Origin of the sequence: Hansschlegelia plantiphila (genome assembly GCF_027922265.1) — a bacterium.
Classification (GTDB): domain Bacteria; phylum Pseudomonadota; class Alphaproteobacteria; order Rhizobiales; family Methylopilaceae; genus Methylopila; species Methylopila plantiphila.
Window position 1 is genome coordinate 106,636 of record NZ_BSFI01000001.1, and the last position, 22,739, is coordinate 129,374.

The 22,739-nt window shown below is 70.2% G+C and carries 19 protein-coding genes and 1 tRNA gene; 10 read left to right on the plus strand and 10 right to left on the minus strand.

Translation table 11 applies throughout. The features are described 5' to 3' along the window. Nucleotides 1-24: 24 nt before the first annotated feature. Both PKE75_RS00490 and PKE75_RS00495 read right to left on the minus strand, forming a co-directional pair. Nucleotides 25-1,575, minus strand: coding sequence for an FAD-dependent monooxygenase (locus PKE75_RS00490; RefSeq protein ID WP_271166725.1), 1,551 nt, complete (start codon nucleotides 1,573-1,575; stop codon nucleotides 25-27). A 346-nt stretch (nucleotides 1,576-1,921) separates the two neighbouring features. Next, nucleotides 1,922-2,440 (minus strand): L,D-transpeptidase, encoded by a 519-nt coding sequence (locus PKE75_RS00495; protein ID WP_271166726.1) that lies wholly within the window; start codon nucleotides 2,438-2,440, stop codon nucleotides 1,922-1,924. Between the two features lie 325 nt (nucleotides 2,441-2,765). On the opposite strand from PKE75_RS00495, the gene PKE75_RS00500 reads away from it, so the two are divergent. After that, nucleotides 2,766-3,128: a thermonuclease family protein gene (locus PKE75_RS00500; protein ID WP_271166727.1), complete on the plus strand. Its 363-nt coding sequence runs from the start codon at nucleotides 2,766-2,768 to the stop codon at nucleotides 3,126-3,128. A 63-nt stretch (nucleotides 3,129-3,191) separates the two neighbouring features. Here PKE75_RS00500 and acs read toward each other — a convergent pair whose 3' ends face one another. The 5 genes from acs to tsaD all read right to left on the minus strand — a co-directional run bounded on the left by acs (nucleotide 3,192) and on the right by tsaD (nucleotide 8,437). Beyond that, nucleotides 3,192-5,147 (minus strand): acetate--CoA ligase, encoded by a 1,956-nt coding sequence (gene acs, locus PKE75_RS00505; RefSeq protein ID WP_271166728.1) that lies wholly within the window; start codon nucleotides 5,145-5,147, stop codon nucleotides 3,192-3,194. A gap of 156 nt (nucleotides 5,148-5,303) precedes the next feature. Continuing rightward, on the minus strand, nucleotides 5,304-5,966 hold the full coding sequence (locus PKE75_RS00510) for a class I SAM-dependent methyltransferase (protein ID WP_271166729.1): 663 nt from the start codon (nucleotides 5,964-5,966) through the stop codon (nucleotides 5,304-5,306). 19 nt (nucleotides 5,967-5,985) lie between these two features. Then, nucleotides 5,986-6,405 carry an EVE domain-containing protein gene (locus PKE75_RS00515; RefSeq protein WP_271166730.1) on the minus strand — a complete coding sequence of 140 codons (420 nt, stop codon included), beginning with the start codon at nucleotides 6,403-6,405 and terminating at the stop codon, nucleotides 5,986-5,988. Between the two features lie 8 nt (nucleotides 6,406-6,413). After that, nucleotides 6,414-7,385, minus strand: a complete 972-nt coding sequence (locus PKE75_RS00520) for an NAD(P)H-dependent glycerol-3-phosphate dehydrogenase (protein ID WP_271166731.1) — start codon at nucleotides 7,383-7,385, stop codon at nucleotides 6,414-6,416. Then, nucleotides 7,382-8,437: a tRNA (adenosine(37)-N6)-threonylcarbamoyltransferase complex transferase subunit TsaD gene (gene tsaD, locus PKE75_RS00525; RefSeq protein ID WP_271166732.1), complete on the minus strand. Its 1,056-nt coding sequence runs from the start codon at nucleotides 8,435-8,437 to the stop codon at nucleotides 7,382-7,384. Before tsaD ends, PKE75_RS00520 begins: the two co-directional genes overlap by 4 nt. Nucleotides 8,438-8,600: 163 nt before the next feature. On the opposite strand from tsaD, the gene hemC reads away from it, so the two are divergent. The 6 genes from hemC (at nucleotide 8,601) to PKE75_RS00555 (ending at nucleotide 14,342) form a co-directional block, all read left to right on the plus strand. Then, nucleotides 8,601-9,530 (plus strand): hydroxymethylbilane synthase, encoded by a 930-nt coding sequence (gene hemC, locus PKE75_RS00530; protein WP_271166733.1) that lies wholly within the window; start codon nucleotides 8,601-8,603, stop codon nucleotides 9,528-9,530. A 9-nt stretch (nucleotides 9,531-9,539) separates the two neighbouring features. Further along, nucleotides 9,540-10,289, plus strand: a complete 750-nt coding sequence (locus tag PKE75_RS00535) for a uroporphyrinogen-III synthase (RefSeq protein ID WP_271166734.1) — start codon at nucleotides 9,540-9,542, stop codon at nucleotides 10,287-10,289. Nucleotides 10,290-10,669: 380 nt separating this feature from the next. Beyond that, nucleotides 10,670-11,950, plus strand: coding sequence for a COG4223 family protein (locus PKE75_RS00540; protein ID WP_271166735.1), 1,281 nt, complete (start codon nucleotides 10,670-10,672; stop codon nucleotides 11,948-11,950). Nucleotides 11,951-11,963: 13 nt separating this feature from the next. Beyond that, nucleotides 11,964-13,598 (plus strand): heme biosynthesis protein HemY, encoded by a 1,635-nt coding sequence (locus PKE75_RS00545; RefSeq protein WP_271166736.1) that lies wholly within the window; start codon nucleotides 11,964-11,966, stop codon nucleotides 13,596-13,598. 68 nt (nucleotides 13,599-13,666) lie between these two features. Then, nucleotides 13,667-13,742, plus strand: a tRNA-Thr gene (locus PKE75_RS00550). 123 nt (nucleotides 13,743-13,865) lie between these two features. Beyond that, nucleotides 13,866-14,342 (plus strand): tellurite resistance TerB family protein, encoded by a 477-nt coding sequence (locus PKE75_RS00555; RefSeq protein WP_271166737.1) that lies wholly within the window; start codon nucleotides 13,866-13,868, stop codon nucleotides 14,340-14,342. 269 nt (nucleotides 14,343-14,611) lie between these two features. On the opposite strand, the gene PKE75_RS00560 is transcribed toward PKE75_RS00555, so the two are convergent. Next, nucleotides 14,612-15,301, minus strand: coding sequence for a YggS family pyridoxal phosphate-dependent enzyme (locus PKE75_RS00560; protein ID WP_271166738.1), 690 nt, complete (start codon nucleotides 15,299-15,301; stop codon nucleotides 14,612-14,614). Between the two features lie 184 nt (nucleotides 15,302-15,485). Between PKE75_RS00560 and leuS the strand changes: the two genes are divergently transcribed. Both leuS and lptE read left to right on the plus strand, forming a co-directional pair. Then, a complete protein-coding gene (gene leuS / locus PKE75_RS00565) occupies nucleotides 15,486-18,113 on the plus strand; it encodes a leucine--tRNA ligase (RefSeq protein WP_271166739.1) in 2,628 nt (875 codons plus the stop codon). Continuing rightward, complete coding sequence (gene lptE, locus PKE75_RS00570) at nucleotides 18,100-18,648, plus strand: LPS assembly lipoprotein LptE (protein ID WP_271166740.1); 549 nt, start codon at nucleotides 18,100-18,102, stop codon at nucleotides 18,646-18,648. The genes leuS and lptE overlap by 14 nt, the downstream gene beginning before the upstream one ends. A 47-nt stretch (nucleotides 18,649-18,695) precedes the next feature. Here the strand turns inward: lptE and ppa are convergent, their stop codons facing one another. Continuing rightward, complete coding sequence (gene ppa / locus PKE75_RS00575; RefSeq protein WP_271166741.1) at nucleotides 18,696-19,223, minus strand: inorganic diphosphatase; 528 nt, start codon at nucleotides 19,221-19,223, stop codon at nucleotides 18,696-18,698. A gap of 73 nt (nucleotides 19,224-19,296) precedes the next feature. Here ppa and hrpB point away from each other — a divergent pair, with 73 nt between their 5' ends. Next, on the plus strand, nucleotides 19,297-21,774 hold the full coding sequence (gene hrpB, locus PKE75_RS00580; RefSeq protein ID WP_271166742.1) for an ATP-dependent helicase HrpB: 2,478 nt from the start codon (nucleotides 19,297-19,299) through the stop codon (nucleotides 21,772-21,774). Nucleotides 21,775-21,778: 4 nt separating this feature from the next. Here the strand turns inward: hrpB and PKE75_RS00585 are convergent, their stop codons facing one another. Further along, nucleotides 21,779-22,723, minus strand: a complete 945-nt coding sequence (locus PKE75_RS00585) for an AEC family transporter (protein ID WP_309298791.1) — start codon at nucleotides 22,721-22,723, stop codon at nucleotides 21,779-21,781. Between the last annotated feature and the right edge of the window lie 16 nt (nucleotides 22,724-22,739).

Genomic DNA, 22,739 nt, shown 5'->3' on the forward strand with positions numbered 1-22,739 from the left:
CGGCGCCGCCCGCGGAGAGCTGGGTCAGTGCGCCGTAGGCGATTGCGCGAAATCCTTCGGCTGTCCGAACCACCGCATCGCGATCTGCGCCAGGCCTGTGAGATCATCCACCTCGTCGCACGCCCAGGCGGTCACGCCGTCAGGTCGAACCAGCGCGGCTTTCACCCCAAGCGGCTCGGTTTTGGCGGCCGCGACATAGCTGATCCGGTCGCCCCAGCGGGCCGCGAACGCCCGGAGCGCCGGGTCCGCGCCGGAATCGATCAGGAGGCCGGCGCCTCGTCGCAGATGCTGGTTGACCCTCCCGCCGTCGCTCAATTCGAAATTCGGCGCGCTGCGACCGACCAGCGGATGGCTTTCGCCCAGGTCATAACGAATATCGACGCCCCACACGCGCTTGGCGAAATAGGTCGCTCCGTCGCGCGTTTCGATGAGATCGCGGATGATGGCCGCCAGCGCGCGCGAACTGGCGCTGGGGCGCATCAACGCGACCTGCGCGCGGGACCAGTCAAGGATCTGCGCGCCCAACGGACGCCGTTCGTTCATATAGCTGTCGAGCAGGCCGGCCGGCGCGTCGCCGCGGATCGTGGCCGCGAGCTTCCAGCCAAGGTTCATCGCGTCACCGAGGCCGAGATTCAGACCTTGACCGCCGAGCGGCGAATGGACGTGGGCCGCGTCTCCCGCCAGCAGCACGCGGCCCTTGCGATAGTCAGTCGCCTGATAAGCACGGTCGGTCCATGTGGCGGCGGCCACAAGACGTGTCACCGACACGTCGACGCCCGAGACCTTACGCAACACCGACTCGATATGGTCGCGCGTCGGCTCGGTGCGGTGGAAGGCGCCGCCGTCGAAGTCGACCATCGCGATCGTGCCGGGCGCCGCAAAGGTGTACATGCCGGCGGCCGTGTGGTGGCGACCGGGCCTGAGCGCAGCCGGATCGGCGAGCTCCGCCTGAACAGAATAGCCGGTGAACTCCGGATCGGTGCCGGCGAAGCCGATGCCCGCCGCCTTTCGAACGGCGCTGCGTCCGCCGTCGCAGCCGACGAGCCAACGACACCGCGCCGTCTCGTCCCCAGCTTGAACGGTGACGCCATCCCCCGACGCCTGGAGCGTCTCGACGGAGTATCCGCGCTGGATCTCGACTCCCAGCGCCTCCAGCCGGTTCGCGAGGACGGCCTCAATGCTCGCCATGTCGGACGCGACGCCGCCGATCGGGCCGGGCAGGCGGTATCGCCACTGCGCGCTGTCGATTTGGTCGTGGAAGAACTGGACGCCCGCGAAGTGACCGCCCGGGCGACGACCAGGCTGCATCCAGTGCGCGGCCGCCGGCGTCTCGCGGTCGGGCGCGCGGGCCTGGAGATCGTCCAGCAAGCCGCGACGATCGAAGCTCTCGATGGTGGGCGCAGAAAGGCCACGCAGCCCAAACGGCAGGCTCTTGAGCGGCGATCGCGGATCTTGCGCCTTTTCCAGCACCAGCACCGAACAGCCCGCGAGCCGCAGCTCACAAGCCAGGAACAGGCCGACGGGGCCGGCGCCTACGACGATGACATCATGAAGGGCAGTATCGGGGGTCGGCATAAACTGCTCCGTTGTCGATGTTCGACCGGAGCGTTTCTCAAGCCGAAAACCTCACGGACGAACGATTGAGCGCTTGGACGGCGCCCGCCGTTCGTCGTGGGGATCTCGTGCGCGAGGCCAAAGACCAGAGCTTTCGTCACCGAAAGGACTTGGGCTTACCAAACCAAGTCTGCCTTTTCCGACGCGGCTCACATAGCCTCGCGGCGACCTTCGCGCAAGGATCGCCCGCTTAGCCCCATCTGCGGAAAGTGTTCCTGACGCGATCAATGCTGTCGTCGCGTTCAGGAACAGCTCGCTGGTAGGGCGTTTGGGGGTATCGAAAGTCTCCTGACGGCAAAGGATCAGGTCACGGCACGACGATGATCTTGTCGCCGACCTTCACGCGCTCGTAGAGATCGATGATGTCGGCGTTCCTCATCCGGATGCACCCATAGGAGGCGAAGGCCCCGATCGACTTCGGGCGATTGGTGCCGTGGATCGCGTACTGGTCGCGGTCGAGCAGCAGCGCCCGAGGGCCCATCGGATTCCGCGGCGAGCCGCCGGGGATGACGTCGGGGAGCGAGGGCTTGTCGCGTTTCACCTCGGCCGGCGGCGACCATGCAGGCTCGACATACTTGCCCTTGATGTACGCCGCGCCAAGCCACTGCTTGCCCGGCTTTCCGACGGCGACGCGGTAGCGATAGGCCTCGCCGTCGCCGCGCACGAGGTAGAGCGCCCGTTCGCCGTTCCGGATCAGGATCGTGCCCGGCCGATAGGCGTCGCCGTCAAACTTCACGACCTCCCGCGCCGCCGCCGGCGAGGCGGACAGCGCCAAGCCGAGAACAGCCGCGGCCCAGCCGCCGAAACCTGCTCCGCCAGTCATCATCACCACCCTCGACTTGAACCGTCGAGCGCTACACAGCGCCGACCGGATGCTCTGCTCATGAAAAGCACGGGATCGATGAATGCTTGGTTGCCGGCGCCACGGACATCACGGTGAAATGGACTGAAGACGGATTTATCGGAAAATAATCCTTTACAAACACCTGATCGCGCGGATTCATGGGATCATGATCCGATCGGAACCTTTCAGGCTGGGTTGGGCGCGGCGATTTGGCGATGCGGCGGTCGGGCTTTGTCTCCGCGCTCTCGCCACGCACGCTACGGCCGGAGGGCGGAGTCCTTCACCGATCGTCGCCGAACGCCCGGCCTTGTCCGCACGCGGACTGTCGGCTTCGGCGCTTTCAGTGATCGACGGCGACACGTTCGAGGCCCGGGTCTCGGTCTTCCCCGGCCAGGAGATCGTCACCCGCATCCGCCTCGCCGGCGTCGACGCGCCGGAGCGGCGGGGACGCTGCGCGGCCGAGAAGGCGGCTGCGGAAGCCGCGACCCTCGCGCTGGGCGCGCTCGTCGAGGGCCGCAGGCTGACGCTGACGGAGGTGCGCGGCGACAAGTATTTCGGCCGCGTCGTCGCCCGCGTCGCGACGGCGGACGCCGGCGACCTCGCCGACGCGCTCGTCGCAGGCGGGCACGGACGCCGCTACTCGGGCGGACGACGCGACGGCTGGTGCTGAAGCGGGCTTTTGAAACCCCCTTCACGCGCCTCAGCGCGGGAAGGAATGCGAGAAGGCCGCGCCCTACGCCGCCTTCTCCTTCGCCTTGTTCTGCCTGTGCTCGATCAGGTCGTCGACGACGCCGGGGTCGGCGAGCGTCGAGGTGTCGCCAAGGGCGCCGAACTCGTCCTCGGCGATCTTGCGCAGGATGCGGCGCATGATCTTGCCGGAGCGGGTCTTGGGCAGGCCCGGAGAGAACTGGATGAGGTCGGGCGCCGCGATCGGCCCGATGTCCTTGCGCACCCAGGCGACCAGCTCCTTGCGGAGTTCGTCGGTGCCTTCGACGCCCGCCATCAGCGTGACGTAGGCGTAGATGCCCTGTCCCTTGATGTCGTGCGGGTAGCCGACGACGGCGGCCTCCGACACCTTCTCATGCGCGACCAGCGAGCTCTCGACCTCGGCCGTGCCCATGCGGTGGCCGGAGACGTTGATGACGTCGTCGACGCGGCCGGTGATCCAGTAATAGCCGTCCTCGTCGCGCCGGCAGCCGTCGCCGGTGAAGTATTTGTTCGGGTAGGTCGAGAAGTAGGTCTCCTCGAAGCGCTTGTGGTCGCCATAGACGGTTCGCATCTGGCCCGGCCAGCTCTGGGCGATCACGAGATTGCCCTCGGCCGCGCCCTCGACGACCCTGCCTTCGGCGTCGACCAGCTCCGGCTTGATCCCGAAGAACGGCGTCGTCGCCGACCCCGCCTTGAGGTCGGTCGCGCCCGGCAGCGGGGTGATGAGGATGCCGCCGGTCTCCGTCTGCCACCAGGTGTCGACGATCGGGCAACGGCTGTCGCCCACGACCCGGTAGTACCACTCCCACGCCTCCGGGTTGATCGGCTCGCCGACCGATCCGAGCAGCCGAAGGGAGTTGCGGGAGGTCTTCTTCACCGCCTCCTCGCCGCCGCCCATCAGGGCGCGGATCGCGGTCGGGGCGGTGTAGAACGTGTTGACCTGGTGCTTGTCGACCACCTCCCAGAAGCGGGAGGACGACGGGTAGTTCGGCACGCCCTCGAACATCAGCGTGATCGCGCCGTTCGCGAGCGGGCCATAGACAATGTACGAGTGCCCGGTCACCCAGCCGACGTCGGCGGTGCACCAGTACACGTCGCCCTCGTGGTAGTCGAAGATCATCTCGTGGGTGAAGGACGCGTAGACCAGATAGCCGCCGGTGGTGTGCAGCACGCCCTTCGGCTTGCCCGTCGAACCTGAGGTGTAGAGGATGAACAGCGGATCCTCGGCGTTCATCTCCTCCGGCTCGCAGTCCGCGGAAGCGGCGGCGACGGCCTCTTCGTAGCGGACGTCGCGGCCCTCCTTCATCGGCACGTTCGCGCCGGTGCGGGTCACCACGAAGACGGTCTCGACGCCGCCAACCTTGTCGATCGCCGCGTCCGCGTTCGCTTTCAGCGGAACCTTGCGGCCGCCGCGCAGGCCCTCGTCGGCGGTGATCACGCATTTGGATTCACAGCCTTCGATCCGGCCGGCGAGGCTGTCCGGCGAAAATCCGCCGAACACGATCGAATGCACCGCCCCGATCCGCGCGCAGGCGAGCATCGCGTAGGCCGCCTCCGGGATCATCGGCAGGTAGATGGTGACGCGGTCGCCCTTCCGGACGCCACGGTCCTTCATGGCGTTCGCGAAGCGGCAGACATGCTCATGGAGTTCGCGGTAGCTGATCGCCTTGGAGTCCTTGGGGTCGTCGCCTTCCCACAGGATCGCCGTCTGGTCGCCGCGCGTGGCGAGATGCCGGTCGACGCAGTTCGCCGAGACGTTGAGCGTGCCGTCCTCGTACCATTTGATCGAGACAGCGTTCGGCGCGAACGAGACGTTCTTCACCTTCGAATACGGCTTGATCCAGTCGAGACGCTTGCCGATGTCGCCCCAGTAGCCGTCGGGGTCGGCGATCGAGCGGGCGTAGTCCGCCTTGTATTTCGCGGCGTCGACATGGGCGCGCTTGGCCCACTCCTCGGGGACTGGGTGCAGCTTCTCGGACATCGTGCGCTCCCGGGCGTAATCGCGTCTCCCGCTCGTGCGGCGGCGGGTTTCCGCTGACGCAGTCTATGCCCTCGCGCCGAGCCGCCTCAAGCGCCGCCGCTTTGAACTTTGCGCGCATAGGCGGTGGCGTCGTGGGCGAGGCGGCGCTCGCCCTCCTCAGAGCGTGGCTGGCGGCGCGAGCCGCCACACCGTGGTCCGCTTGATCTCGGAATCCTCGAGCTCCCGCGTCACCGGCACGGCGTATTCGGCGAGCGCGGCGAGGCGCTCGCGGGGCAGATAGCTGCGGCCGGGGTCGCCGATCAGCACCTCGGCGCCTGAAGCCGCCGCCGTCTCGAGCCACGCGATCAGCCGGGCGGCGATGTCGCGCTCGTAGAACAGGTCGCCGACCAGCACGACGTCGATCGCTTCGAGCGCCGAGCCGATGCGGTCCTCGCCGCAGACCTCGACCGAGACTCCGTTCGCCGCGGCGTTGAGCCCGATCGCCGCGAGCGCGAACGGATCGAGGTCGGCCGCGACGACCGACGCGGCGCCGGCCTTCATCGCCGCGATCGCAACAAGGCCCGAGCCGGCGCCGACATCGAGGACCCGCCTGCCGGCCACGGTTTCCGGATGGTCGAGCAGATAGCGCGCCAACGCCTGTCCGCCGACCCAGGCGAACGCCCAGAACGGCGGCGGCAGGCCGTCGCGCTCCAGCTCCTCTTCGGTCTTCGACCAGAGCGGCACCGCCTCGTCAGCGACGTGGAGCACGATCTCCGGCGCGTGGGGAACCGGCTTCGCCTGCGTGTTGGCGCGGATGAACGCTACGGGATCGGGGCTCATCCCGTTCGGGCGCTGAACGTCACGCCGTCACGCCCGCCATGCGGCAGACCTCGGCCCATTCCACGTCCGTCACGGGCTGGACGGAGAGCCGCGAATTGCCGACGAGGGCCATCCCGGCGAGCTTGGGATTCGCCTTGGCCGCAGCGAGCGTCACCGGCTTCGGCACGTCGGCCACGGCGCGGAGGTCGACGCATTCCCAGGTCGGATTGTCGGCGCTGGAATCCGGGTGGGCGAGCTTCGCCACCTCGACGATCCCGACGATCTCCTTGCCCTCGTTGGAATGGTAGAAGAAGCCGCGGTCGCCCAGAGCCATGGCGCGCATGTTGTTGCGCGCCTGATAATTGCGGACGCCCGTCCATTCGGTCCCGTCGCGGCCGGCCGCCTTCTGCTGGTCCCACGACCACGAATCCGGCTCAGACTTGAACAGCCAGTACGCCATGGGATCTCCTAGACTTCGGCGCGGAGCGGCCGCGCCAGGAGATTGGCGACCGCCGCGCCGACGCTGACCCGGCCGCCGAGAACGTCGGCCACCGCCGCCGAAATCGGCATGTCGATCTCATGCTGGGCGGCGAGCGCGACCAGGGCCTCGACCGTGGCCGCGCCTTCGGCGAGCTTGTTGGGCGGCGGCTCGCCGCGCCCGAGCGCGAGGCCGAGCGAGAAGTTGCGCGACTTCGTCGACGAGGTGGTCAGCACGAGATCGCCGAGGCCGGAAAGCCCGGCGAGGGTCTCGGGCTTCGCGCCGAGCGCAAGGCCGAGCCGCGCGAGCTCGGCGAAGCCGCGGGCGACCATGGCCGCGACCGCGCTCGCGCCAAGGCCGCGGCCGGCGACGGCGCCCGCGGCGATCGCGAGCACGTTCTTGGCCGCGCCGCCCAGCGCCGCCCCGTCCATGTCGTGCGAGCGGTACGGCCGGAAACTGCGCGTCGCGAGACTTTCCGTGACGAGGATCGCGGCGTCCTCGTCGTGGGAGGCCAGCGTCACCGCCGTCGGCAGTCCGAGCGCGACATCCTCGGCGAAGCTCGGCCCCGACAGAATGGCGTGGCGCATGCCCGGCAGCGCGTCGCGCAGCACCTCGTGGGGCAGCGCGAGCGTGACCTGCTCGACGCCCTTGCAGCAGGTGACGACGATCGCCCCGGGCGACATCAGGGGCAGGAACTCGGCGCAGACCGACCGAAGCGTCTGCGTCGGCACGACCAGCAGAACGATGTCGGCGTCGCTGACGGCCGTCCTGTCGGCGGTCGGATGGACGCCCTGATGCAGCGCGATGTCGGGCAGCCGGGCGGCGTTGACGCGCGCCTTTGCGATCTCGGCCATGCGCGCGGGATCGCGGCCGATGAGGGCGGTCTGCTCTCCCGTGGCTTCGGCCGCGACGTTCGAGAGCGCCGTCCCCCAGGCGCCTCCGCCGACGACTGCGACCCTCATGCTTTCGCTCCGGGCGCGGCGGCGGCGATGTCGAGCGGCCATCGCGGCCGCGGCGCGAAGTCGAGATCGTCGGAAAGGCCGAGCGCGAGACGCTCCGCGCCAGCCCATGCGATCATCGCGCCGTTGTCGCCGCACAGCGCGAGCGGCGGCGCCACGAGGCGGCGGCCGAGTTCGCCCGAAAGCCGCTTGAGCGCCATCCGGATGCTCTGGTTGGCGGCCACGCCGCCCGCCGCGACGATCGCGCTCGGCAAGCCGAAACGCGCCGAAAACAGCCGGTAGCCGGCGCGGACCCGGTTGGCGACGACGTCGGTCGCCGCGGCCTGGAAGCTCGCGCAGAGGTCGTCGACATCCTGTTCAGACAATGGCGCAATCCGCTCCGCTGCGAGACGGACCGCCGTCTTGAGGCCCGACAAAGAAAAATCAGGCTCCGCGCGTCCGAACATCGGCCGCGGGAACGCAAAACGCGCCGGATCGCCGCCGGTCGCGCGACGCTCGACCTCCGGGCCGCCGGGATAGCCGAGGCCCAGCATCTTGGCGACCTTGTCGAAGGCTTCGCCGAGCGCGTCGTCGACCGTCGTCCCGAGCCGCACGTGCTGGCCGACGCCGAGAACCGCGATCAGCTGGGTGTGCCCTCCCGAAGCGAGCAGCAGGAGATAAGGGAAGGCGACGCCATCGGTCAGCCGCGCGGTGAGCGCATGGGCCTCGAGGTGATTGACGGCGACGAACGGCTTCTGCGCCACGATCGCCAGAGCCTTTGCGGCCGTGAGGCCCACGATCACGCCTCCGACGAGGCCCGGCCCCGCGGCGGCCGCGACGCCGTCGAGCTCCCTCAGTCCGACGTTCGCCTGCGACAAAGCCGCCGCGATCACGCCGTCGAGCGCCTCGACATGGGCGCGGGCGGCGATCTCCGGCACGACGCCCCCGAACGCCGCGTGCTCTTCGAGCTGCGCACGAACCACATTGGACAGGATCTGGCCCGGACCGTCGCCTTCACGGCGGACGACGGCCGCCGCCGTTTCGTCGCAGGTGGTTTCGAGTCCAAGAACCAACATCGAGGGGAGGACGCTCCATTTTCTGTCGGCGGGAAGACATAGCCGCACCGGATCGCCGGCGCCAGCCGGCCGGAGCAGCGCCGCCCGCGCCAAAAAACCGCTCGGCTTGACCCCGGCCGCCTGATAGCGCTTCGGCCATGATCATGCGCAGACGCTCCCGCCTATGACGCCTCCCCTGCTCCGCATCGGGACCCGGGGCAGCCCGCTCGCCCTCTGGCAGGCGAACTGCGTGCGCGACGGCCTCATCCGGTCCCTAGGGACGCCGGCCGAGACCGTCGAGATCGTCGTCATCCGCACGACCGGGGACGCCATTCAGGATCGGCCGCTCTCGGAGGCGGGCGGCAAGGGCCTGTTCGTCAAGGAGATCGACGAGGCCCTGCTCGACGGCCGCATCGACCTCGCAGTGCATTCCGCAAAGGATCTGCCGACCGAACTCGCGGTCGGCACCGCGCTTGCGGCGACTTTGCCGAGGGCGGACGTGCGGGACGCGTTCATCGGAGGCGCGGCGGCCAGGCTCGACGACCTGCCGAAGGGCGCGATCGTCGGCACGGCTTCGCTTCGTCGCGGGGCGCTGGTTCTCCGGCGCCGACCGGACCTCAAGGTCGTCTCGTTTCGGGGGAACGTGCAGACGCGGCTCGAAAAGCTCGCCCGCGGGGACGTCCACGCCACTTTGCTCGCGCTCGCCGGCCTCAACAGACTCGGGCTCAGCCGCCACGCGACCGAGATCCTCGACGAGGTCGCCTTCCCGCCCGCGCTCGGTCAGGGAGCGATCGCGGTGATCGCCCGTCTGGGCGACGCGACGACCTTCGGCGCGCTGAGGCCGCTCGACTGTCCGGACACGGCGGCCGCGCTGATGTGCGAACGGGCGTTCCTCGCCGTGCTCGACGGCTCGTGCCGGACGCCGATCGCAGGGCTCGCCCAGGTCTCAGGCGGGACGCTGTCGTTCCGCGGAATGGTGCTTTCGGTCGACGGCGCGCGCACGATCGAAGGGGCGATCCACGGGCCGGCGGCGGACGCCGCCGCCCTTGGCGCGGAAGCCGGTCGGGAGATCAAATCCCGCACCCCGGCGGACCTGCTCGCGGCTTTCGGCTGACGCGGCGGGATGAACGTCCTCGTCCTGCGTCCCGAACGCGCCGCGGCCCGGACCGCGGAGGGGCTCGCCCGGCTCGGCCACCGCGCGATCGTCGCGCCGGTGCTCGCGATCGAGGACATCGCGTCGTCGATCCCCGACGGCCCCTATGACGCGGTGCTCGCGACCAGCGCGAACGGGCTGCGGAAGCTCAGCCAGCGGCCGGAGATCGCGCGGCTCACCGAGACGCGGCTGATCGCGGTGGGCGACCGGACAGCCGCGGCGGGCCACGAGGCGGGCTTCGCCGTCGTCCATGTCGCGGACGGCGACGGGCGGGCGCTGGTCGCGGAAGCCATGAAGCGCTTCTCGCCCCCGGCGCGTTTCCTTCACGCCGCGGGCGCCGACCGCGCTTTCGACATCGCCGGCGCCCTCGGGCTGCAGGGCTACGCCGTCGTCGTGGCGGAGCTCTACCGCGCGACCGCCGCCGATCGTCTTCCGCAGGCCGCCGAGGACGCGCTTGCGCGCGGCGAGGTCGACGCGGTCCTCCACCACTCCCGGCGCATCGCGGAAACCTTCCTGCGCCTTTCGGACGCGGCCGGTCACGGAGCGACCATACGCGCGCTGCGCCACGTCGCGCTTGCGCCGAGGGTCGCCGCCGCGCTGACCGAGGCCCGCTGCGCGGAGGTCGCGGTGGCGAGCCGTCCTGACGAAGGCTCTCTGTTCGAGGCGTTAACGCGTCTTGGCGACGACCGCTCGCCTTCCGGAGGCGGTCGTTCTAATTAGGACGCGGGGCCGTCGTCGGCGGCCCGCTTCTCCCGTGACGCGAGGAACGGCCGATGGCGGACCCGAAGGGACCCGAGACCGCACAAGGAGCGAAGGACGCGCCGAGCGCTCGTCCCAAGCCCCGGACGCTCGACCTTTCGGCGACGGACCTGACCCCGAAGGCCGCCCCCGCTTCCCCGGCCGCTCCGTCGACGCCCGCTGCGTCCGCCGCTTCCGCGACCGCGGCGAAGACAGAATCACCCTCCTCGCGGTCGACGGCGGCAGCGGCAGCGGCGTCTTCGTCCGCATCCGGCTCCAAGATCGACGGACCGCCCGCACCGTCCGCGGCCCCCGCGGCGAAGCCCGCCGCGCCCGCAGCCGTCGGACCCGGCAAAGCCGGCTTGGCGGATCAGACGACCGCCCCGAAATCCGCCGGACCGGTCGCTTCGGCTGCGCCGCCCTCCGCTGCGGCGCAGCCCAAAGGTCCGGCGCCCTCCCCCGAGGAGCGTCCGAAGCCGGGCGAGCCCGCATCATCAGCCTCAAAAGCGCCTCCCGCGCCCCCGCCCGTGCCGCGGTCGGGCGGCGGCGTCGGCGCTCTCGGCCTGCTGGCCGCCGCGCTCGGTGGGGCGGCTCTCGCGGTGCTCGTGATCGCGCTGTTCGGCAGGGAGATCATCCGCTCCGACGACGCGGCGCGCGTTGCGGCGGCGGAATCCAAGCTCGACGGCGTCGGCCGCGACGTGGCTGCGCTCCGCAAGCAGATCGGCCAGACGGCGCAGTCGAGCGACGCCAACGCGATCGAGCAGCGGGTGGCGGAGCTTGGTCAGACCGTCGAAGCGGCGAATGGCCGGGTTGGCGGCCTCGAACAGCAGCTCAGGGACTTGGCCGAGAAGGCGGCGCAGCCCTCGATCGATCCCGCGGCGGTCGCGCTGCTCGCGGGACGCCTGGACGGCGTCGACATCCGCCTCAAGGACACGGCGACGACCGAAGCGCTCGGCGCGCTCGAGGAGCGTCTCACCGCCGCCGAAAGCCAGGCGAAGGCCGCGCCCACGGCGCAGCAGATCGCCGCGATCGACGCCCGCGTCGCCGGTGTCGGCCAGACGGTGACCGATGCGGTGAAGCCGTTCGACGACCGGATCTCGGCGCTCGAGGCGGCCCTGAAGGCGCGTCCCGTCGGCGATCCCGCCGCCCGTCAGGTGGTCGCGCTCGGCGCATTGGAGCAGGCGGTCGACGCCGGGCGGCCGTTCCCGGCCGAGCTCGCGGCGGTGAAGGCGAGTTTTCAGAACGGCGAGCTGTCCGGCCTCGATCCCTACGCCGCCTCGGGCGTGCCGACCCGTGCGGCGCTTGCGGCCGAACTCTCCCGCATCCTCGGGGAGCTTCCGTCGCCTAAGGTCGCGCAGGACGAATCGGTCTTCGGCCGCTTCGTCGCGAGCGCGGGCTCGATCGTGAAGGTGTCGCCGAAGAATGCGAGCGAGGCCGGCGCGGGCGACCCCCGCCAGCGGCTCGCGGCGCTCGCCGCCGCCAGCGACCTTGAACAGGCGATCGCGGCGCGCGAGGCGCTCGACGGCGCGGCGCAGGACGCGACGGCGGACTGGGCGAAGGCCGCGACCGCGCGGGTCGCGGCGGAGAAGGCCCTGGCGGGCGCGCGGTCCGCCGCGCTGGCTCGCCTCGCGGCAACCGACTGAGGGCGAGAAGACAATGGTGCGCGTTCTCCTCTACCTAGCCCTCGTCGCCGTCTTCGCGTTCGGCGCGATCTGGATCGTCGATCGGCCGGGCGCTCTCGTCATCGACTGGCAGGGCTACAAGATCGAGACCAGCGTCGCGGTCGCCGCAGCCTTCGTCGCGGTCGTCGCCGGCTGCGCCGTCGTCCTGTGGAACGTGATGCGCTGGATCCTCGCGGGACCGGAGGCGTTTGCGCTGTTCCGGCGCAACCGGCGGCGGTCCAAGGGTTATGACGCGATCGCACGCGGCGTGGTGGCAGTCGGCACCGGCGACGCGCGCCGCGCCGGCAAGGAGGCCAGCGAAGCCCGCCGCCTACTCGGCAAGGAGCCCCTCACCCTGGTGCTCGCCGCTCAGGCGGCGCAGCTCTCGGGCGACCGGTCGGGCGCGGAGGCCGCCTTCAGGGCCATGACCGAGACGCCTGCGACCCGTTCGCTCGGTCTGCGCGGCCTGTTCATCGAGGCGGAGCGGCGGGGCGACCGGGCGGCCGCCAAGGCGCTCGCGGAGGACGCTGCGCGCCAGTCGCCGGAGACGCCGTGGGCGGGCCAGGCGCTGTTCGACTTCCAATGCGCCGAGCACGATTGGTCAGGGGCGCTCTCGACGCTCGAGCGCCTCAGCGCGAACCGGCTCCTCGACAAGGCGGACGCCCGCCGACGGCGCGCCGTGCTTCTGACCGCGCTCGCGACCGACGGCGCCGCGGCCGACGCTCCGCTCGCGATCAAGCGGGCGCGCGAGGCGCATAGCCTCGCTGCGGACTTCGCGCCGGCAGCAATCCTCGCCGCGCGGCTGCTCGCCGAACAGGGCGACGCGCGCAAGGCGGCGAAGATCGTCGAGACCACCTGGGCCAAGGCGCCCCATCCCGACCTCGCCGAGGTCTATGTCCATGTCCGCCCGGGCGATCCAGCCCGCGACAAGCTCAAGCGGGCCAGGACTCTGTCCGAGCGCTCCGGGGACGATCCCGAAGGGCTGTTCGCCGTCGCTCGTGCGGGCCTCGCGGCCCGCGACTTCGACGTCGCCCGCAGCGCGATCGACCGGCTGCTCGGAATCAGGCCGACGGTGCGCGCCTGCATGCTGATGGCGGAGCTGGAGGAGGTCCAGAACGGCGACGCCGGCCGTTCCCGGGAATGGCTCGCCCGCGCCCTGCGCGCGCCGCGCGACCCGGTCTGGGTCGCGGACGGAGTGGCCAGCGACACATGGGCGCCGACCTCGCCCGTCACGGGCAAGCTCGACGCGTTCGTGTGGAAGATGCCCGTCGAGGAGACCCGCCCCAAACTCGCCGCGGACGCATGGCTCGACCAGGCGCCGGTCGAGCAGCGCTCGGTTCTGGCCGCCCTGGAGCCCACCGATGCGGCGCTGCCGCGGCGGATGCCGACGCTGATCGACGGCGAGGCGCAGACGCCGGTCGCGGCCGCTCCTGTGGCGACGACGCCCGCGAAGCCCGCGGCCGTCGTCGAGGCCGCAGCCGAACCGGTTTCGACGAAAGCCGCCCCTGCGCGCCCGACTGCGGCGGTGTTCCCGCTGTCGCGCGCGCCTGACGACCCGGGCCCGAACGCGATGGAGGCCGCCGACACCATGCCGGGCGAACGCGCGTTTCCCGCCCGGCCGAATTATTGAAGGAGCCGCCGACGCCGGCGAGCTTCGCCTTGCATCGCGCCCGCCCTTTCGCTAGACGGAGCGCCATCGCCGCAATAGCTCAGCTGGTAGAGCACGTCATTCGTAATGACGGGGTCGGGGGTTCGAATCCCTCTTGCGGCACCACGCCTCACGGCATGCGCCCGCCCGAAGCGCCATAAGTCGACGCAACCGCGAAGCCCGCCAAGCGTTTCTGGCGAGGCTCGGAGACGTCTCCGGCCGGCGCCATGACCTCCGGAAAGGGCGAAAATGCTCGACGCTCTGCGCCACTTCCTGAACGACCTCGCCGGCGCCGGCGAGGAGGATCATTTCGCGGTCGACGACTACCGCGTCGCGGCGGCCGCACTGCTGATCAGCATCGTGAACATCGACGGCGTGGTCGAGGACTCCGAAAAGGCCGCGCTCCACGACGTCCTGAAGGCGCGCTTCGGTCTCGACGAGGCGCAGACCGCCGAACTGATCGAAGCTGGCAGGAACCGCGAGGCGGACGCCGTAGATCTCTACGCCTTCACCAGCGTGCTGAAGCGTTCGCTCGACGAGGCGGGGCGGGCCGAGATGGTCGAGATGATGTGGGAGATCGTGTTCGCGGACGGGTCGGCGCACGAACTCGAGGACAACGTCGTCTGGCGCGCCGCCGAGCTGCTCGGCGTGTCGAGCCGCGAACGCGTCGATCTCAAGCGCCGGATCGCCGGACGGCCCGGCCCGCTCGCCGTCAGGCCGGCCTGACGCCCCACTTCGGGACAAAGGCGGCTCGCAAGCTGCGAGACTCTCGCAATCTGCGAGGCCTTTTGGGACGCCGCATTTCCGCACCAGCTACATGTTGTGGCTCGCCTTCCAAGACCCCCCCTGATCTGGCGCCACAACGAAGCATTAGGGTTGGCAGGGCGTTTGCGGACCTGCTGATTGCCGGATCAGGTTCATGCGTACCGGCGTCTGTTCGGACGGGAGAAGGGGTTTCCCGACCCACGCCCCTTCTCCCGCTTCCGGACGCAAGATCAGGCCCTGGGCCGCGTTCCGAAGATTGCGCTGCCGACCCGCACGAGGGTCGCGCCGAACGGAACCGCATCGACGAAATCAGCGCTCATCCCCATCGACAGGCCCTTGAGGCCGTTCCGCCGGGCGAGCTTGTCGAGCAGCGCGAAATGCGGCGCAGGCGGCTCGTCGAACGGCGGGATGCACATCAGCCCCTCGATCGCGAGACCGTATTCAGCGCGGCACGCAGCGACGAAAGCGTCGGCTTCGGAGGGCGGCACCCCCGCCTTCTGCGGCTCCTCGCCCGTGTTGACCTGCACGAACAGCTTTGGACGCCGCCCTTGCGCCGCCATTTCCTTGGCGAGCGCCTGAGCGATCTTCGGCCTGTCGACGGTGTGGATGACGTCGAACAGCGCGACGGCCTCGGCGGCCTTGTTGGACTGGAGCGGGCCGATCAGATGGAGCTCGACGCCGTCGTAACGCTCCCGAAGGCCGGGCCACTTTCCCTGGGCTTCCTGCACGCGGTTCTCGCCGAACACGCGGTGGCCGGCGTCGAGCGTCGGAGCGATCTCCTCTCCCGAGAATGTCTTGGACACCGCGACGAGGGTGACGGAGCCCTCCGGCCGCCCAGCCGTCCGCTCGGCGCGGCGGATCGCCTTGAGCACTGCGGCGAGTCGGGAAACGACATCGTCGGGGGTTTCGGCGTCGGTCATCGGTCTCTCGCTTCAGTGATCGGGCAAGCCTCTATCAGGATCGCAAGCCTCTGTCGGCGGTTTCGAAGCGCTTCGTACGCCCTCCTCGGTTGACCGGTTGAGGCGTTCGCGCCAAGGTCCGCGCGCTCTGCGACCGGCATTCGCCGCGGCGCTTCAACGCCTTTTCAGGACGCCTGGCCAACCCATGACGACGGAGCGCTACAACGCGCGCGAGGCTGAGCCGCGCTGGCAGGCGAAATGGGAGGAGCGCAAGCTCTTCGAGACGACCGCCGACGATGGCCGTCCCACCTATTACGTGCTCGAGATGTTCCCGTACCCCTCGGGGCGCATCCACATGGGCCATGTCCGCAACTACGCGATGGGCGACGTGGTCGCGCGCTACAAGCGCGCCAAGGGCTTCTCCGTGCTGCATCCGATGGGCTGGGACGCTTTCGGGCTGCCGGCCGAGAACGCCGCCATGGAGCGCAAGGTCCATCCCAAGGCCTGGACCTACGACAACATCGCGGCGATGCGCGGCCAGTTGAAGTCGATCGGCCTGTCGCTCGACTGGAGCCGGGAGATCGCGACCTGCGACCCCGACTATTACGAGCAGCAGCAGCGCCTGTTCCTCGGCTTCCTGAAGGCCGGGCTCGCCTATCGCCGGAAGTCCAAGGTCAACTGGGACCCGGTCGACAACACGGTGCTCGCCAACGAGCAGGTGATCGACGGCCGCGGCTGGCGCTCGGGCGCGCTCGTCGAGCAGCGCGAACTCACGCAGTGGTTCCTGAAGATCACGGCTTTCTCCGAAGAGCTGCTCGGCGCGCTCGACCACCTGCCGCGCTGGCCGGAAAAAGTCCGGACCATGCAGAAGAACTGGATCGGCCGGTCGGAGGGCCTGCTGGTCCGCTGGGCTCTTGCGGACGCCGGCAAGGCGAGGGTCGCCGGCGCGATCAGCGAGGTCGAGGTCTACACCACGCGGCCGGACACGCTGTTCGGCGCGAGCTTCCTCGCGCTCTCGGCCGATCATCCGCTGAGCGCGGCCTGCGCGGAATGCGACCCCAAGCTCGCCGCATTCATCGAGGAATGCCGCCGCGCCGGCACCAGCGTCGCGGCGCTCGAGACCGCCGAGAAGATGGGCTACGACACCGGCCTTCGCGCCGCGCACCCGCTCGACCCGTCGCTCAGCGTGCCGGTCTACGTCGCGAACTTCGTGCTGATGGACTACGGCACCGGCGCGATCTTCGGCTGCCCGGCGCACGACCAGCGCGACTACGACTTCGCCAGCAAATACGGCCTGCCGATCACGCCCGTGGTCGCGCCCGAAGGCGTTGAGCCGCAGAGCCTAATCGCTGACGCGGCCTATGACGGCGACGGCGTGCTGGTGAACTCCCGCTTCCTGGACGGCCTCACCGTCGAGGCGGCCAAGGAAGAGGTCGCCAGACGCCTCGAGTCGGAGACCCTGTCGAACGCGCCCGTCGGCGCCCGCAAGGTGAACTGGCGCCTGCGCGACTGGGGCGTCTCGCGCCAGCGCTACTGGGGCTGCCCGATCCCGGTGATCCACTGCGAGGCCTGCGGCGTCCAGCCCGTGCCGGACGACCAGCTGCCCGTTCTGCTGCCCGACGACGTGACCTTCGACGAGCCGGGCAACCCGCTCGACCGCAACTTAGGCTGGCGGGACGTGTCCTGCCCGACCTGCGGCGGCCCGGCGCGGCGCGAGACCGACACGATGGACACCTTCGTCGACTCGTCCTGGTACTTTGCGCGCTTCACCGCGCCCGACGCCGCGACCCCGACCGACAAGCGCGTCGTGGACCGCTGGCTGCCGGTCGACCAGTATATCGGCGGCGTCGAGCACGCGATCCTGCACCTGCTCTATTCGCGCTTCTTCACCCGCGCGATGAACATGACCGGCCATGTCGGCGTGAAGGAGCCGTTCGCCGGCCTGTTCACGCAAGGGATGGTCGTCCACGAGACCTACAAAGACGCCGCCGGCGACTGGGTCTCGCCGTCCGAGGTGACGATCACCGACGTCGAAGGAAGCCGGCAGGCGGTGAAGGCAGGGACGGCCGAGCCGATCGAGATCGGCTCGATCGAGAAGATGTCGAAGTCGAAGAAGAACGTCGTCGACCCCAATGACATCCTGGACAGCTACGGCGCCGACACCGCACGCTGGTTCATGCTGTCCGACAGCCCACCCGAGCGCGACGTGATCTGGAGCGAGGCCGGCGTCGAAGGCGCGAGCCGCCGCGTGCAGCGCGTCTGGCGGCTCGCGAACGAGGCGGCCGAGCGTGGCGCGCCGGTCGGAACCGACGCTCCGGCGGACATCGGACCGGCCGCCGACTCTCTTCGCCGCGCGGCGCACGCAGCGCTCGCCCGCGTCGGCGAGAGCATCGAGAAGTTCCACTTCAACGTCTGTGTCGCCGCGACCAACGAGCTTAGCAACGCGCTCAGCCAGGCGTTGCAGACCACGACCGACGTCGGCCCGGACATGACGTTCGCCTTCCGCGAGGCGGCCGAGATCCTCGTCCAGATCGTCGCGCCCTTCGCGCCGCATCTCGCGGAGGAGGCGTGGGCCGCCCTCGGCCACGACACGCTGGTCGCCGAGGCGCGCTGGCCGGAGGCGGACCCCGCCCTGCTCGCCTCCGACACCGTCATCCTTCCGGTTCAGGTCAACGGCAAGAAGCGGGACGAGATCGTCGTCTCCCGCGAGGCCGACAACGCGTCGATCGAGAAGATCGTGCGCGAGCTCGAGGCGGTCGCCAAAGCCATCGGCGACAAGCCGATCCGCAAGATCATCGTCGTGCCGCAGAGGATCGTGAATGTCGTCGCCTGATCCCCGCCTCCTCCGCCGTCTGGGCACGGCGCTGTGCCTGTCGCTGCTGCTTTCCGGCTGCTTCCGCCCGGTCTATGGCGACGTTTCGACCACCACCGGCCCGACGAAGTCGGAGGGCGTCGACGTCGAGCGGCGGATGAAGTCCGTCGAGGTCAAACAGATCGAAGGCCGCGTCGGGGGCAAGATCCGCGACGAGCTGATCTTCATGCTCCGGGGCGGCGCGGGCCCCGAGCCGGTCGTCTATCGCCTCGAGATCAAGCGTCTGATCGAGCAGGGGCAGTCCGCCGTCGTCGATCCGCTGAGCGGGGTCTCGGAGACGCGCACGATCTCGCTGAACGCGAACTTCGTGCTGACGCCCGCCGGTTCGCTCGACCCGGTGATCACCGGCAATGCGGTCGCGTCCGCGACCTATTTCGCCGGGTTGCAGCGTTTCGCCAACATCCGCGCCGAGCGCGACGCGGAGGACCGCGCCGCGGTCCAGATCGCCGAGCGCATCCGCGCCCGGCTGCAGGCCTATCTCGTCACGGGGAAGTAAGCGGTCCGCGACGGCGCTCCTCCCGCCGGGCGGGAGGAGCGCGGGGCCTACTTCTTGGCGCGCTCGATCGCTTCGACGATCATGCTCTGGGCCTCGGAGACGTCGCCCCAGCCCAGCGCCTTAACCCACTTCTCTGTTTCGAGATCCTTATAGTGCTCGAAGAAGTGGGCGATCTGGCTGAGCGTGATCTCCGGCAGGTCGGTGTAGTTCTTCACCGTGTCGTAGCGGCGGGTGAGCTTCGAGGAAGGAACGGCGATGATCTTCTCGTCGAGCCCCTTCTCGTCCTCCATCTTGAACACGCCGACCGGACGGCAGCTCATCAGCGCGCCCGGCGCGATGGCGCGGGTGTTCGCCACCAGAACGTCGATCGGGTCGCCGTCGTCGGACAGCGTGTGGGGGATGAAGCCGTAGTTCCCGGGATAACGCATCGCGGTGTAGAGGAAGCGGTCGACCACCAGCGTGCCGGACGCCTTGTCGAGTTCGTATTTGATCGGTTCGCCGCCCATCGGGACTTCGATGATCACGTTCACGTCGACCGGCGGGTTAACGCCGATCGCAATGGCTTCGATACGCATGGACGTCCTCATTTGGCGGTGCTGAGTTTCTGTAGCGGAGCGACGCCTCCACAGGCAACCGCAAGACGACGCGATGACTAGCTTGGCGCGGTCCCGGCCTACCGCTTTACCGATCGACGAAGCGCTGCCGCGCCTTATGGAGGCGCTGGCGAGAGCGAACGCCGCGACCCTCGTCGCGCCGCCGGGGGCCGGCAAGACGACGCGGGTTCCGCTCGCGCTTCTCGATGCGCCATGGCGCGGAGACTCCAAGATCCTCGTGCTGGAGCCGCGTCGGCTCGCGGCCCGCGCGGCGGCTGCGCGGATGGCCGAGACGCTCGGCGAGCGCGTCGGCGAAACCGTCGGGCTGCGGGTCCGGCTCGGCTCGAAGATCGGCCCGAAGACGCGCATCGAGGTCGTCACCGAAGGCGTGTTCGCTCGACTCGTCATCGCCGATCCCGAGCTTTCCGGCGTCGCCGCCGTGCTGTTCGACGAGTTCCACGAGCGTTCGCTCGACGCCGATCTCGGCCTCGCGCTCGCTCGGGACGCGCAGACCGGTCTCCGGGAGGACCTGCGCATCCTCGTGATGTCCGCGACGCTCGACGACGCGCGGGTCGCGCGGCTGCTGGGCGCCGAGATCATCGAAAGCGCGGGCCGGGCCTTCCCGGTCGTGACCCGCTATCTTCCGCGCGATCCGCGGGAGCGGATCGAAGACGCCGCCGCCCTCGCGATCCGGCGCGCGCTCGGCAAGGAACGCGGCGGCCTGCTCGTCTTTCTGCCCGGAAGGGCCGAGATCAGGCGAACGGCGGAGCGGCTCGAAGGGCTCGGCGCCGAAATCGAGATCGTCGAGCTTCACGGCGGTCTGGATCCGCGCGCCCAGGATCGCGCGATCGCGCCGGCGGCTTCGGGATCGCGCAAGGTCGTGCTCGCAACCTCGATCGCCGAGACGTCGATCACGATCGAAGGCGTGCGGGTGGTGATCGACTGCGGTCTGTCCCGTGAGCCGCGCCACGAACCCGCGCTCGGGATCACGCGGCTGGAGACGGTGCGCGCCTCGCGCGCTGCGGTCGACCAGCGCCGCGGGCGCGCGGGCCGGACCGAGCCTGGAATCTGCTACCGGCTGTGGGAGGAGGCGGCGACCGCGAGCCTCGACCCGTTCGCGCGTCCCGAAATCCTGTCGAGCGATCTCGGCGGCTTCCTGCTCGATCTCGCGGCGTGGGGCGTCAGCGACCCGACGACGCTCGCCTTCCTCGATCAGCCGCCGGCCGCCGCCTTGTCGGAGGCCCGCTCGACGCTCCAGGGCCTTGCGGCGCTGGACCCGGAGGGACGCATCACCGAACGCGGGCGACGCCTGCGGGACATCGCGCTGCCGCCGCGTCTGGCGGCGATGCTGGTCGACTCGGCTGCGATCGGCGACGGCCCGCTGGCGGCGTCGATTGCGCTCGTGGCGGTGGAGCGCGGACTCGGCGGCGACAGTCCCGACATCGGCGAGCGTCTCGAACGCCTGGCGCGCGAGCGCGGGCCACGCGCCGAAGATGCGCGCCGGCTGGCGGCCGGATGGCTCGCGGCCGCTGGCGGCGCGCCGGGGCCCGCCGATCCCTCGCGCGCCGGCGTCGTGGTCGCCCGCGCCTTTCCCGACCGCATCGCCAAGGCGCGCGGCGGCCGCGCCGGAGCCTTCCTGCTCGCGAACGGCCGAGGCGCGTCGCTCGACCCGACGACCTCCCTCTCGCGCGCGCCGTTCGTCGCGGTGCTGGACATGACCGGCGTCGCGCAGGAAGGCCGGATCCTGCTCGCGGCGGCGCTCAGCGACGCCGAGCTCGATGAGGCGGCCGGCGGGCGGATCGAACAGCGGACCGAGATCGGCTTCGACGCGGAGGCTGCGGCGGTCAGGGGACGGTCGTTCCGGAAGCTCGGCGCGATCACGCTTGGCCAGCGTCAGTTGCCGGTCGCAGCGGGACCCGAGACCGCCGAAGCGCTCGCCGCCGGCGTCGCCGCCCTCGGGCTCGAGCGCCTGCCGTGGAGCCGATCAGCCATCGCCCTCAGGACCCGCATCGAGTTCCTGCGCCGCGCCGAACCCGACGAGAGCTGGCCTGACCTGTCAGACGAGGCGCTTCGGCGATCCGTCTCGGAGTGGCTCGCGCCCTTTCTGGGCGAAGCGACGGCGCTTCGGGAGATCAGCGAAGACCAGGTCTCCGCCACCCTCGACTCGCTCGTGCCGCATGCGCTCCGCCGCCGGCTGGACGTGGAGGCGCCGACCCATTTCGAGACGCCGGCGGGTTCACGGCTCCCGATCGACTATGCGGCCGCAGAGGGGCCGGCGCTCGACGTGCGCGTGCAGGAGCTGTTCGGCCTGTCCCGTCATCCGGCGATCGCAGGCGGCCGGTTTCCGCTGACGCTCCGGCTGCTGTCGCCGGCGCATCGACCGATCCAGGTGACGCGCGACCTGCCGGGATTCTGGCGCGGCTCGTGGAAGGACGTGCGCGCCGAGATGCGCGGCCGCTATCCGCGCCACCCCTGGCCGGAAGACCCCGCCGCCGCGCCCCCGACGGCCCGGGCGAAGCCCAGGGGGACGTGATGGCTCACGCCGCGCCGAGCACGAGCAGCCATCCGGACACGCTGACGACGGAAAGCGCCGTCGACACCGCGACCGCCGCCGACGCCGTGGTCTCCGCCACCTTGTAGCGGGCGGCGACGAGATAGGCGTTGATGCCCGAAGGCATCGCGGCGAACAGCACCGCGACGCCCGCCCAGACCGGCGGCACGTCGAGCACGTGGAAGGCGAGCGCCCAGACGATGAGGGGATGAATCACCAGCTTCAGCGCGGATATCGCGAGAACGGCCCGCAGATCGCTGAAGAAGCCGAAGCGCTTGAGCGCGAGCCCCATCGCGACGAGAGCGCAGGGGCTGGCGGTCTCGGCGAGTTGGTCGACGACGGATTTCACGGCCCCGGTCGCTGCCCAGCCGAGGCGCTGGCCGAGAAGCCCTGCGACCAGCGCGAGGATGATCGGATGCGTCGCGATGGTCTTCGCGAGCCTGCCCACGAGGGCGAAGGAGGCCGGTTCGGAGCCTGCCGTCTCGATGAGCAGGGCGGCGATCGTCATCATGATCGGCAGGTGGATCGCAAGCAGAAGGAACAGCGGCGTCGCGCCGGCGTCGCCATAGACATTCAGGATCAGCGGCACGCCGACCAGCACGGTGTTCGACTGCGCCGCCGAGAAGCCGTGGACGGCCGCCTCGCGCCGGTCGCGCCCGAACGCCCGCGTCGCGAGCGCCATGGCGATCGACCAGACCACCACGACGCCGCCGAAATAGGCGATCCAGTAACCCCAGGGATTGGCGGCCGGGACCGAACCCTCGCTCAGAGTGCGGAAAATGAGCGAAGGCACGGCGATCAGGAAGACGTAGTCCGACAGCCCGTCGCCGGCGCGCTCGCCGAGCAGCCTGAGACGCCCGGCGAGATAGCCGAGCCCGATCAGGCCGAAGGTCGGGAGGACGATGGCGATGAGGTCGGACAGCGCGGACAAACTTGCAAAAGGAGGC